The 12,400-nt window shown below is 68.0% G+C and carries 11 protein-coding genes and 1 tRNA gene; 7 read left to right on the top strand and 5 right to left on the bottom strand.

What is annotated here, in order from left to right:
- Nucleotides 1-94 precede the first annotated feature (94 nt).
- Nucleotides 95-170 (top strand) — tRNA-Lys (locus ACQ3HE_RS03770).
- Nucleotides 171-553: 383 nt separating this feature from the next.
- On the opposite strand, the gene ACQ3HE_RS03765 is transcribed toward ACQ3HE_RS03770, so the two are convergent.
- The 3 genes from ACQ3HE_RS03765 to ACQ3HE_RS03755 form a co-directional block, all read right to left on the bottom strand.
- The gene (locus ACQ3HE_RS03765) at nt 554-1,096 is read right to left on the bottom strand and encodes a hypothetical protein (RefSeq protein WP_430891376.1); all 543 of its coding nucleotides are present in this window, start codon (nt 1,094-1,096) and stop codon (nt 554-556) included.
- 148 nt (nt 1,097-1,244) lie between these two features.
- Nucleotides 1,245-1,433 (bottom strand): hypothetical protein, encoded by a 189-nt coding sequence (locus tag ACQ3HE_RS03760; protein WP_079705603.1) that lies wholly within the window; start codon nt 1,431-1,433, stop codon nt 1,245-1,247.
- A 4-nt stretch (nt 1,434-1,437) separates the two neighbouring features.
- Nucleotides 1,438-2,271, bottom strand: a complete 834-nt coding sequence (locus ACQ3HE_RS03755; RefSeq protein ID WP_241160861.1) for a sugar phosphate isomerase/epimerase family protein — start codon at nt 2,269-2,271, stop codon at nt 1,438-1,440.
- A 57-nt stretch (nt 2,272-2,328) separates the two neighbouring features.
- Between ACQ3HE_RS03755 and otsA the strand changes: the two genes are divergently transcribed.
- Genes otsA through ilvC form a run of 6 tightly spaced genes read left to right on the top strand, consistent with a single transcriptional unit; the run spans nt 2,329 to nt 9,863 of the window.
- Nucleotides 2,329-3,912 (top strand): alpha,alpha-trehalose-phosphate synthase (UDP-forming), encoded by a 1,584-nt coding sequence (gene otsA / locus ACQ3HE_RS03750; protein WP_079705604.1) that lies wholly within the window; start codon nt 2,329-2,331, stop codon nt 3,910-3,912.
- The gene (gene otsB / locus ACQ3HE_RS03745; protein ID WP_079705605.1) at nt 3,909-4,730 is read left to right on the top strand and encodes a trehalose-phosphatase; all 822 of its coding nucleotides are present in this window, start codon (nt 3,909-3,911) and stop codon (nt 4,728-4,730) included. The genes otsA and otsB overlap by 4 nt, the downstream gene beginning before the upstream one ends.
- Before the next feature lies 1 nt (nt 4,731).
- Nucleotides 4,732-6,426, top strand: a complete 1,695-nt coding sequence (gene ilvD / locus ACQ3HE_RS03740; RefSeq protein ID WP_064296246.1) for a dihydroxy-acid dehydratase — start codon at nt 4,732-4,734, stop codon at nt 6,424-6,426.
- Nucleotides 6,427-6,468: 42 nt separating this feature from the next.
- Complete coding sequence (locus ACQ3HE_RS03735; protein WP_085510581.1) at nt 6,469-8,274, top strand: acetolactate synthase large subunit; 1,806 nt, start codon at nt 6,469-6,471, stop codon at nt 8,272-8,274.
- Between the two features lie 2 nt (nt 8,275-8,276).
- Nucleotides 8,277-8,786 carry an acetolactate synthase small subunit gene (gene ilvN, locus ACQ3HE_RS03730; RefSeq protein ID WP_064296248.1) on the top strand — a complete coding sequence of 170 codons (510 nt, stop codon included), beginning with the start codon at nt 8,277-8,279 and terminating at the stop codon, nt 8,784-8,786.
- 48 nt (nt 8,787-8,834) lie between these two features.
- Entirely contained in the window at nt 8,835-9,863 is a 1,029-nt protein-coding gene (ilvC, locus tag ACQ3HE_RS03725) for a ketol-acid reductoisomerase (protein ID WP_064296249.1), read from the top strand.
- Nucleotides 9,864-9,950: 87 nt separating this feature from the next.
- Here the strand turns inward: ilvC and ACQ3HE_RS03720 are convergent, their stop codons facing one another.
- A complete protein-coding gene (locus tag ACQ3HE_RS03720) occupies nt 9,951-11,273 on the bottom strand; it encodes an alpha-L-fucosidase (RefSeq protein WP_430891374.1) in 1,323 nt (440 codons plus the stop codon).
- Nucleotides 11,274-11,397: 124 nt separating this feature from the next.
- A complete protein-coding gene (locus tag ACQ3HE_RS03715) occupies nt 11,398-12,396 on the bottom strand; it encodes a Gfo/Idh/MocA family protein (protein WP_430891373.1) in 999 nt (332 codons plus the stop codon).
- Nucleotides 12,397-12,400 lie beyond the last annotated feature (4 nt).

Genomic DNA, 12,400 nt, shown 5'->3' with positions numbered 1-12,400 from the left:
GACGTGCCTCCGCGACACGCCGACCGGCTCGATTTCGCACCCGGGCCAGTTGGGTGCTAGTGTCATATCTCGGTTCGGAACACTCCGAAACCACGCACCTCTAGCTCAATTGGCAGAGCAACTGACTCTTAATCAGTGGGTTCCCGGTTCAAGTCCGGGGGGGTGCACCACACCAGCAACGGCCTCGTCCTCGGACGGGGCCGTTCTGCGTTTCGGCTCGACTCGCGTTCGAGCTTGCGGCCCGACGAAACGCTCCGGTGACGTTTCGCGACAGCTCCCGTCCGATTCGCGTCATCGGAACCGAGTAGAGCGCAGGCATGAGACCCTGGAACGGTCGGCAGCATGGCGGGATCGGGTCCTGCCCTTGCCGACGAAAGCCTCCGCGTGGTCACCCCACCGTGCGGAGCAGAGCGACGGTCGGGCATTCGTGCCCACCAGCGCCGTGACGCCTCATCGATTCGGGTTCGATGAGGCGTCATGCCCGCTCAACCGCCCGGTACGACGAAACGGCCGTCCACCGGAGTGGACGGCCGTTCTCGACGTACGATGCCGGTCAGGCGACCGAGCTGCGGCGCGCGGGCACCGGGTTGACGAGGCTCGCGTCGATGAACTCGGGTTCGGCCCAGACGGTGATGGGGTAGTGCTGCGGCTCGAGGAGGGTTCGCTCGACGAGCGTCGGCTCAGTGTCGTCAGCCGCCGCCTCGGACGGCGCGTCGATCGTCTCGGTGAGGGCCGCAGGTTCCTCGGCGACGGTCGGCTCGATGGCTTCGACGGCCTCGACCTCGTCGGCGGCGTCGACCGCGGATTCCTCCTGGCCGCGCGACCAGAGGCGCCATCCACGCGGCGGAGCGGCCTCGGCACGGACCGTCACCGCAGCCTGCTCGAGGTCGATGTCCGTCGCGATGTCGTGGGCGAGCTGCTGGGCGTAGACCTCGTGGAAGATCTCGTCGCCGGAGCTCGGGGTGCGGCGCGACAGCACCCAGGCGCCGTTGGCACCGAGCTCGCTCGCCAGTCGAGCGTGGACGAGGTCGAACAGCTGCTTCTCGGTCAGCTTCGATGCGGAGACTGGTGCTGCGTGGCGTCGGCGACCGAACATGGCGGGCCCTTCATCGAAAGCGGATCATCCGTGAGGCTGGACTGCCTTCATTGTCGATCACGAGGCGCGGAACGACGCGGAGACACGCGGGTGAGCGCCCCAATTCTCGGGTTTTCCGGGCGCTCGTGGTAGCGCGGTCGGCGCGACCTCAGCGGCCGATCTCAGCCTGCTTGCTGTCGTCGAGCACCGAGCTGATCGCGAGGGCGAGCGAGATGCCCCAGCTCACCCAGAGGAGGGCGAGCTTCCAGTCCCGCGGTCCCTGTCGGGTCGCCTGGAGGGCGGAGATCCCGCCGAAGACCGTGGAGATCATGCTGCCGTTGAAGAGGAATTTGCGCATGACTTCACGCTAGCCGGTAGGGGAGGCCCCCCGCATCCGGGCTTTCCTTCGGGTTCTCGCCTGTGCTAGCGAATGCACGCTTCGCGAAGGCCAGTGAGGCGCGCAGCTGGCTGAGGCGGAGCGCGTCGCCGCCGGTCGCGGGCAGGTGCACCTCCGCGACGATGCTTCCCGACCAGTCCGCCGCGCGCAGCAGCTCGAGGACCTCGGCGACCGGCTGCTCGCCATCGCCTGGGAGGAGGTGCTCGTCGAGGAAGGCACCCCGCGGCGACGGTGCGGTTCCGTCGCACAGGTGCACGTGGCGGAGGCGGCCGCCGTAGCGGGTCGCGATCTCGAGCGAGTCCTCACCCGCGAGGGCCGCATGGGAGAAGTCGAGCGTCAGAGCGGCGCAGGCGAGCGGGGCCGGGTCGTAGCCGAAGGCGAACGGCTGCACCCGGAGCCCGCGGCTCTGGAAGCACGCCATGTTCTCGACGGCCAGCTCGAGTCCGTGCGTCTCGCTCAGCTCGGCGACGAGGTCGACGAAGGCGTGCGCGTAGCGCCGCTGCCAGCGGAACGGCGGGTGGACGACGACGGTCGACGCGCCGACGGCGGCGGCGAGCTCGGCCGAGCGGCGGAGCTTCTCCCGATGGTCGCGGCCCCAGACGAACGCGGTCCGGGTCAGGACCGGCGCGTGGATCGAGAGGATGTCGAGCCCGGTCTCGGCGGCGAGGGCGCGGAGGGCGTCGGCGTCCTGCGTGACGCGGTCCTGGGTCACCATGACCTCGACGCCGTCGTAGCCGGCTTCGGCGGCCAACTCGAACGCGCGCCGGGTTCCCAGCGGGTAGACGCAGGAGGTGCTCATGCCATGGCGGATCATCAGCGCAAGCATATGCTCGCCGTCTGAACACGCGGTTTCGCCATGCGGAACGCTGCTAGCCTGAACAGCGAACCCGAGTACCCCGGGAGGGCCATCATCACCAGATATTCCGCGCCTGACGGCGGATCAGCGTCGACCTTCGACTTCATCGTGGTATCCAACCGGCTGCCGGTCGATCGCGTCGTCGATGCAGACGGCGCCGAGAGCTGGCGGACCTCACCCGGTGGACTCGTGACCGCCCTCGAACCCGTCATGCGCGGTGCCGACGGCGCCTGGATCGGATGGGCCGGCTCTGCCGACCTCGAGATCGAGCCGTTCGACAACGACGACATGTGGATCATCCCGGTCCCGCTGTCCGAGGACGAGATCGCCCGCTACTACGAGGGCTTCTCGAACGACACCATCTGGCCGCTCTACCACGACGTCATCGCTCCGCCGAGCTACCACCGCGAGTGGTGGGACTCCTACGTCGCCGTGAACCGACGGTTCGCGGAGGCGGCCGCAGCGGCCGCGTCCGACGGCGGGACCGTCTGGGTGCAGGACTACCAGCTGCAGCTCGTGCCGAAGATGCTGCGTGAGCTGCGACCCGATCTCACGATCGGCTTCTTCAACCACATCCCGTTCCCGGCCTACGGCATCTACTCGCAGCTCCCATGGCGACGCCAGATCATCGAGGGACTGCTCGGCGCCGACGTCATCGGCTTCCAGCGCGTTGCGGACGCGGGCAACTTCTCCCGGGCGGTCCGCCGCCTGTTCGGGTACGAGACGAAGGGGGCCGCGATCCAGGTCCCGCTCGATGCGGCACTCGTGTCGGTCACGACGGACGCGGCACCGGTCGCCTCGAAGCGTGGCGCCCCGTACCGCACGGTGATCGCCCGGCACTTCCCGATCTCGATCGACAGCAAGGGGTACCAGGCCCTCGCGCAACGCCCCGACATCATCGCCCGTGCCAAGCAGATCCGCGAGGAGCTCGGCAACCCGGAGACGATCATGCTCGGCGTCGACCGCCTCGACTACACGAAGGGCATCGGGCACCGACTCAAGGCCTTCGGAGAGCTCCTCGCACAGGGCAAGCTCGCGGTCGAGGACGTCACGCTCGTCCAGGTAGCCAGCCCCAGCCGCGAACGCGTCGAGACGTACCGTCAGCTCCGCGACGACATCGAGCAGACGGTCGGCCGGATCAACGGCGACTTCGGCACCATCGGCCACACCGCGATCCAGTACCTGCACCACGGGTACCCCCGCGAGGAGATGGCTGCCCTCTACCTCGCCGCCGACGTCATGCTCGTCACAGCCCTGCGCGACGGCATGAACCTCGTCGCGAAGGAGTACGTCGCCGCTCGCTACGACAACGACGGCGTCCTCGTGCTGAGCGAGTTCGCCGGCGCGTCCGACGAGCTGAAGCAGGCCCTCAAGATCAACCCGCACGACATCGAGGGGATGAAGTCGGCGATCCTCCAGGCCGTGCACATGACGAAGGCCGAGCGTGGTCGTCGCATGCGGGCGCTGCGCAAGCGCGTCATGGAGTATGACGTCGCGCGGTGGTCGGCGTCCTTCCTCGACGAGTTGCAGCGTGTGCGTGACCAGTCACCGACCATCGAGCAGGGGAGCACCACCCAGTCATGAGCACCACCGACGAGCCCACCGACACCCTCGGGGGGCTTCCCCTCGGACTGCGTGCGGAACTCCGCCGCCTGGCCGACGTCCCGAAGCTCCTGGTGGCCCTGGACTTCGACGGCACGCTTGCCCCCGAGGTCGACGACCCAGACCAGGCGCGGGCGCTGCCCGCGGCCCGCAAGGCCGTGTTGGCGCTGATGGATCTGCCCGGGACGCGCGTCGCACTCGTGTCCGGGCGCGCGATCGACAGTCTCGTGGCGGTGGCCGAGCTGCCCGACCACGCCCTGTTCGCCGGCTCGCACGGCGTCGAGATCCGTCTCGACAACCCCGACGACGCCCTCGCCCTCGACGACGAGGAACGCGAACAGCGGGAGACCCTCCAACGGATCCTCCAGGACGTCGCGGAGGGTTACGATAATGTCTGGATCGAGCGGAAGCCGGCAGGGTTCGCCCTGCACACGAGGCTCGCCAGTGAAGAAGACTCCAGGATCGCCCACCTCGAAGCACTCGCCCACACCAAGGACGAGTTCGGCGCCCTGACGGTTCGAGAGGGCAAGAACGTCCTCGAGTTCTCGCTCAGGAGCGCGACCAAGGGCGAAGCCGTCGAACACCTCCGGCGGTACACCAAAGCAGATGCCGTGTTCTACGCGGGCGACGACGTCACGGACGAGGACGCGTTCGGCGCACTCGGCCCCGGCGACCTCGGGGTGAAGAGCGGCACCGGCGTGACCGCCGCCGACTTCAGGGTCGAAGGACCCTCCGAGATCGCGCGCGTCCTCGGCATGCTCGCGGAATATCGAAGCAACAAGGAAGCCGTAGACTCTTAAAATGCCAGAGATCGACATCAAACCACGCAGTCGTGCCGTCACCGACGGGATCGAGGCGACCACTTCGCGCGGCATGCTCCGCGCCGTCGGCATGGGCGATGAGGACTGGGACAAGCCCCAGATCGGCATCGCGAGCTCGTGGAACGAGATCACGCCCTGCAACCTCTCGCTCGACCGCCTCGCGCAGGGGGCCAAGGAGGGCGTGCACTCGGGTGGGGGATACCCGCTGCAGTTCGGCACCATCTCCGTCTCCGACGGCATCTCGATGGGCCACGAGGGAATGCACTTCTCGCTCGTCTCGCGCGAGGTCATCGCCGACAGCGTCGAGACCGTGGTCATGGCCGAGCGCCTCGACGGCACGGTCCTGCTCGCCGGCTGCGACAAGTCGCTGCCGGGCATGCTCATGGCCGCCGCGCGGCTCGACCTCTCCTCGGTCTTCCTCTACGCCGGATCGATCGCGCCGGGTTGGGTCAAGCTCTCCGACGGCACCGAGAAGGAGGTCACGATCATCGACTCCTTCGAGGCGGTCGGGGCCTGCAAGGCCGGCAACATGAGTGAAGAGGACCTGAAGCGCATCGAGTGCGCCATCGCCCCGGGCGAGGGCGCCTGCGGCGGGATGTACACGGCCAACACGATGGCGTCGGTCGCCGAGGCGCTCGGCATGAGCCTCCCGGGTTCGGCATCGCCCCCCTCGGCCGACCGCCGTCGCGACTACTTCGCGCACCGCTCGGGCGAGGCCGTGGTCAACATGCTCCGACTCGGCATCACCGCGCGCGACATCCTGACGAAGGAGGCGTTCGAGAACGCCATCGCCGTCGCGATGGCATTCGGCGGATCGACGAACGTGGTCCTGCACCTGCTCGCGATCGCCCGCGAGGCCGAGGTCGACCTCACGCTCGACGACTTCAACCGCATCGGCGACAAGGTGCCGCACATCGGCGACCTGAAACCGTTCGGCCAGTACGTCATGAACGACGTCGACCGTCACGGCGGCGTCCCCGTCGTCATGAAGGCGCTGCTCGACGCCGGTCTGCTGCACGGCGACTGCCTCACGGTCACCGGCAAGACGGTCGCCGAGAACCTCGCCGACATCAACCCCGACCCGATCGACGGCACGGTCATCCGCACGCTCGACAACCCGATCCACGCGACCGGCGGCATCACGATCCTCAAGGGGTCGTTCGCGCCCGAGGGCGCCGTCGTGAAGACGGCCGGATTCGACGCCGAGGTCTTCGAAGGACCCGCGCGGGTCTTCGAACGTGAACGCGGAGCCATGGACGCGCTCACCGAGGGCAAGATCAACAAGGGCGACGTCGTCATCATCCGCTACGAGGGCCCGAAGGGTGGGCCGGGGATGCGCGAGATGCTCGCGATCACGGCCGCCATCAAGGGCGCCGGACTCGGCAAGGATGTACTACTGTTGACGGACGGTCGATTCTCAGGCGGCACAACCGGACTGTGCATCGGCCACATAGCACCCGAAGCGGTGGACGCAGGTCCAATCGCCTTCGTGCGCGATGGTGATCTGATACGGGTCGATATCGCTGGCCGCTCGCTCGACCTACTCGTCGACGAAGCAGAGCTGGAAGCCCGCCGCGACGGCTGGGCGCCTCTTCCCCCGCGCTATACCCGTGGCGTTCTCGCAAAGTACTCTCGTCTCGTGCACTCCGCAGCGGAGGGCGCGATCACGGGATAACCGAGCATCTCGTTCGTGCATCTCATCGCTGAAGGAATCATCATGCCCACGGAATCCCAACCCGTGCCTCATCCCAGAACACCTGCGGCCCCGGCCGCACCGGAGATCCTGACGGGAGCCCAGGCGATCGTCCGATCGCTCGAGCTCCTCGGGGTCACCGACATCTTCGGTCTGCCCGGCGGAGCGATCCTGCCGACCTACGACCCGCTGATGGACTCGACGAAGCTCCGTCACATCCTGGTCCGACACGAGCAGGGCGCCGGCCACGCGGCCGAAGGATACGCCGCCGCCGGTGGCGGGATCGGCGTGTGCATCGCGACGTCCGGCCCCGGCGCGACGAACCTCGTCACCGCCATCGCCGACGCCTACATGGACTCGGTGCCGATGGTCGCGATCACCGGTCAGGTGTTCTCGACCCTCATGGGCACGGACGCGTTCCAGGAGGCGGACATCGTCGGCATCACCATGCCGATCACGAAGCACTCCTTCCTCGTCAAGACCCCGGAGGAGGTCCCGGCGGCCATCGCCGCGGCCTACGAGATCGCGGGTACCGGCCGTCCCGGACCGGTGCTGGTCGACATCACGAAGGACGCCCAGCAGGCTGAAGCGCCGTTCATCTGGCCGCCGAAGGTCGACCTGCCCGGCTACCGCCCGGTGACGAAGGCGCACGGCAAGCAGATCCAGGCCGCTGCGCAGCTGCTCGTCAACGCCAAGAAGCCGGTGCTGTACGTCGGCGGCGGCGTGATCCGCTCCAAGGCCTCCGAGGAACTGCTCGCGCTCGCCGAGGCGACCGGGGCTCCGGTCGTGACGACGCTCATGGCTCGCGGGGCGTTCCCCGACTCGCACACGCAGCACCTCGGCATGCCCGGCATGCACGGCACCGTCCCGGCAGTGCTCGCGCTGCAGGAAGCCGACCTGCTCGTGTCGCTCGGTGCCCGATTCGACGACCGCGTGACCGGCAAGGCCTCGCTCTTCGCGCCGAACGCGAAGGTCGTCCACGTGGACGTCGACCCGGCCGAGATCTCGAAGATCCGCATCGCGGACGTGCCCATCGTGGGCGACGCGAAGGACGTCATCGTCGACCTCCAGTCGGCGTTCGAGGCAGCCGCCCGCGAGGTCACCCCCGACATCGCCGAGTGGTGGTCCTACCTCGACGGTCTCCGCGAGGAGTTCCCGCTGGGCTACGCCGAGCCGACCGACGGTCTGCTCTCGCCACAGCACGTGATCTCCCGAATCGGCGAGATCACCGGTCCGGAGGGCGTGTTCGCGTCGGGCGTCGGCCAGCACCAGATGTGGGCGGCGCAGTTCATCAAGTACGAGCGTCCGAACTCCTGGCTGAACTCCGGCGGTGCCGGGACCATGGGCTACTCGGTCCCCGCGGCCATGGGCGCCAAGGTGGCCCAGCCCGATCGCCACGTGTGGGCGATCGACGGCGACGGCTGCTTCCAGATGACCAACCAGGAACTCGCGACCTGCACGATCAACAACATCCCGATCAAGGTCGCGATCATCAACAACTCCTCACTGGGCATGGTCCGCCAGTGGCAGACGCTCTTCTACGACGGTCGCTACTCGAACACCGACCTGAACACCGGGCACGACACCATCCGGATCCCCGACTTCGTCAAGCTGGCCGAGGCCTACGGTTGCCTCGCGATCCGCGTGACGAAGGAGGAGGAGGTCGACGCCGCCATCAAGCTCGCCCTGGAGACGAACGACCGTCCGGTCGTCATCGACTTCGTCGTGAGTGCCGACGCGATGGTGTGGCCGATGGTGCCGCAGGGCGTCAGCAACAGCTACGTCCAGTACGCCAAGGACCACAGTCCGTCGTTCGATGAGGAGGCCTGAGCATGAGCAGCCACGTCCTGAGCCTCCTCGTCGAGGACAAGCCCGGTCTGCTGACCCGCGTCGCCGGGTTGTTCGCCCGCCGGGGCTTCAACATCGAGAGTCTCGCGGTCGGCCACAGCGAGATCGAGGGTCTGTCCCGGATCACGGTCGTCGTCGACGTCGAGGAGCTTCCGCTCGAGCAGGTGACGAAGCAGCTGAACAAGCTCATCAACGTCATCAAGATCGTCGAGCTGGATCCGGCGCAGTCCGTCCAGCGTGAGCACCTGCTCATCAAGGTCCGCGTCGACAACTCCACCCGTTCCCAGGTGCTGGAAGCCGTCAACCTGTTCCGGGCCCGCGTCGTCGACGTGGCGACGGACGCCCTCGTGATCGAGGTCACGGGCGACTCCGGGAAGACGACCGCGCTCCTCAAGGTGCTCGAGCCCTACGGCATCAAGGAGATCGCCCAATCGGGTCTCCTCGCCATCGGGCGCGGCTCGAAGTCCATCACCGAACGCGTCTTCAAGAACTAGTCGCATCTGCGGCATATTGCGAAACCACAACCAAGGAGAGAACCACCAGTGACTGAGATTTTCTACGACCAGGACGCAGACCTGTCGCTCATCCAGGGCAAGAAGGTTGCCGTTATCGGCTACGGCTCGCAGGGCCACGCACACGCGCTCAACCTCCGCGACTCCGGTGTCGAGGTCGTCGTCGGCCTGAAGGACGGCTCGAAGTCGATCGCCAAGGCCGAGGAGCAGGGCTTCACCGTCAAGAACGTCGCCGACGCCTCCGCATGGGCCGACGTCATCGTCATCCTCGCTCCGGACCAGCACCAGCGCACGATCTTCGCCGAGTCCATCAAGGACCAGCTCGCTCCGGGCAAGGCGCTCGTCTTCGGCCACGGCTTCAACATCCGCTTCGGCTACATCGAGGCTCCTGAGGGCGTCGACATCTTCATGGTCGCCCCGAAGGGCCCGGGCCACACCGTTCGTCGCGAGTACGAGGCCGGCCGCGGCGTCCCCGTCATCGTCGCCGTCGAGAAGGACGAGACCGGTGGCGCCTGGGCGCTCGCCTGGTCCTACGCCAAGGCGATCGGTGGCCTCCGTGCCGGTGGCATCAAGACCACCTTCACCGAGGAGACCGAGACTGACCTCTTCGGCGAGCAGGCCGTCCTGTGCGGTGGCGTCTCGCAGCTGATCCAGTACGGCTTCGAGACCCTGACCGAGGCCGGGTACCAGCCGCAGATCGCCTACTTCGAGGTGCTCCACGAGCTGAAGCTCATCGTCGACCTCATCTGGGAGGGTGGCATCGCCAAGCAGCGTTGGAGCGTCTCCGACACGGCTGAGTACGGCGACTACGTCTCCGGCCCGCGCGTCATCGACCCGAGCGTCAAGACCAACATGCAGGCGGTCCTCAAGGACATCCAGGACGGCACCTTCGCCAAGCGCTTCATCGACGACCAGGACGCCGGCGCGCCCGAGTTCCTCGAGCTGCGCAAGAAGGGCGAGGACCACCCGATCGAGGCCACCGGTCGCGAGCTGCGCAAGCTCTTCGCGTGGAACGCCTCGAACGACGACGACTACGTCGACGGCAGCGTCGCCCGCTAGTCTCCGCTCGTCCAGCCGCTCAGCGGCACCGAGCCAGAACGCCCGCCCCGATCCGTCGGGGCGGGCGTTCCGTCGTCTGCGGGAGCCTCAGGCCGTCGCTGCTCCGGTCGTGCCCGGCTCGAGGAAGATCTCGATGACCGGGATCGGGGTGTCGGGTTCACCGATCGGCAGGTGCAGGGTCACCGTGTCGGGACCGAGTCCCTTCGGTTGGGTGTGCTGGTTCGGCAGATCGTGCTCCGGGCGATGCACCTGGAACGGCACCTCGGAGCCGTCCGACAACAGCTGCGCGTAGCGCACCCGGCCGCCGAGACCGGGCAGGTGCAGGTGCACGAACGGCCAGGCGAAGACGTGTACGTACAGCCGGTCGCCGCGTTGCGTGTATCGGACGTCGGTCGGACTGCTGAACTCCGACGGGCCGCATCCTCGGATCGCCCGCTCGTGGAGCGCGAACCAGCCGGCGAGGACGTCGAGTCGTTCGATCGCGCGAGGATCGATCGTTCCGCGCGCGGTCGGTCCGATGTTCAGCAGCATGTTGCCGTTCTTCGAGACCGAATCGATGAGCATCCGCAGGAGCAGCTCCGGCGACTTGTAGTCGAGGTTGTCGCGGTCGTACCCCCAGCTGCCGTTCAGGGTCTGGCAGGCCTCCCACCGGAGGGGGTCGCCGTCGGGACCGACCGGTGTCACCACGGGCTGGTACTGCTCGGGGGTGGTGACGTCGCCCGGCAGTTCGAGGCGGTCGTTGATGAGGATCTCCGGCTGCAGCCCGCGGATCATCTCGACGAGTTCCTCGGAGCCCCAGTCGGCGGCGCCCTTCCCCGGCAGACCTTCGATGCCCTGCGAGTAGCTGAAGTCGAAGAAGAGGTAGTCGATCGGGCCGTAGCCGGTGAGCAGCTCGCGCACCTGGCCGTGCAGGTAGTCCCGGTAGCGGGACCAGTCACGGTCGGCGTTCGCTGCGAGCGCCTCGGGGTCGTCGCGTCGCGGGTGGATGCCGTCGACCGTGAAGTCGGGGTGATGCCAGTCGATGAGCGAGTGGTAGAAGCCGATCCGGAGCCCCTCGGCGCGGAAGGCCTCCACGAACTCCGCCACGAGGTCACGGCCGGCGGGCGTGTGCATGGACGTGAAGTCGGTGAGTGCCGAATCCCACAGGCAGAAGCCGTCGTGGTGCTTCGTCGTGAGCACCGCGTACCGGAAGCCGGCCGCCTTGGCCTGCCTGGCCCAGGCGCGGGGGTCGAACCGGTCGGGGTCGAAGTGCTCGCGATAGCGCTCGTAGTGTTCGGCCGAGAGGTGTTCCCGCGTCTGCACCCACTCATGGCGTGCGGGGAGGGCGTAGAGGCCCCAGTGCAGGAACAATCCGAATCTCGCCTCGTCGAACCAGGCGGTGTCGGGTCGGGGGATGGTGGTCTCGGTCACGGCGGCCCTTCGATCGTCGAGTGGGTTCACGGCGGTGCGGGGGCAGGCTAACACGAAAGGTCGGATGTCTGCTGTCCGGTGGGCCGGCGTGGTCAGGACGTCGGACCTCCTGCGCGTCGACGGTTCAGGCGTCGTGGGGTTCGAAGACCTGCACGGGCACGCCGGTGTCCAGCGATGCCTTCGCCGCCAACGCGACCGTCAGGGCCGCGAGGGCACTCCGGCCGGTCACTCGGAACGGTTGGACGTCTCGCTTCACGCAGTCGAGGAAGGAGGCCATCTGTCGTCGGTAGGGATCGGTCTCGTCGAGGTCGTAGGGGCCGCGCGCGGCGGCCGATCCCAGCGCGTCGACCGAGAGCGGCGGTGCGTGGGTCGGGGACGCACCGACGAATCGGTGGGCGATGAGCCCGGTGCTGCCGAGCACCTCGATGGCCGAGCTGAATCCGAAGGCCGGCGGGAGCTCCATGGAGGTGAGGACGCGCCCGATCCCGCCGTCGGCGTAGTCGACCGTCGTCTCGATCGGGCGACCGGTGCCGGTGCGTCGTGCTGACACGGATCGCGGCTGACCGAGGAGCTGGTTCAGCTGGTCGAAGTCGTGGATCGCGAAGTCGACGAGGGGGCCGCCGGAGCGTCGCTCGTCCTGCCACCACGGTGACGGGGCGGCAGGGGAGCTCAGCCGTTCGGCCGTGACGGCGAGGGGTGTGCCGACAGCCCCGGCCCGCACCGCGTCGTCGATCGCCTCGTACCCGCCGAAGAACCTGACGACGTGCGCGACCATGAACGTCCGGCCGGACTCGTCGGCGGCCTGCAGGATCGCGTTGGCGTCGGCGAGCGTCAGGGCGATCGGTTTCTCCAGCAGGACGTGCTTGCCGGCACGGAGCGCCCTGACGGCGAGATCCCGATGGGTGTCGGTCGGCGTGCAGATGACGACGATCCCCACGGAGGCATCCAGGAGCACCTCGTCGACCGAGGTGGTGAGTCGTGCGGCCGGTGCCTCCGGCATGGCTCTCGGCGACCGAGCCGAGCACAGGTAAGTGACCCGGTCGGCTGCACCGAGTCCGGCGAGCGCGCGGACGTGCGCCAGTCCCATGGCACCGGTGCCGATGACGGCGATCCGGTCCGCCATCACC

The sequence above is a fragment of the Plantibacter auratus genome, assembly GCF_050587365.1.
Lineage (GTDB): Bacteria > Actinomycetota > Actinomycetes > Actinomycetales > Microbacteriaceae > Plantibacter > Plantibacter auratus.
Note: the sequence above shows the minus strand (reverse complement) of the source record. Positions and strands in the feature narration are given on the sequence as shown.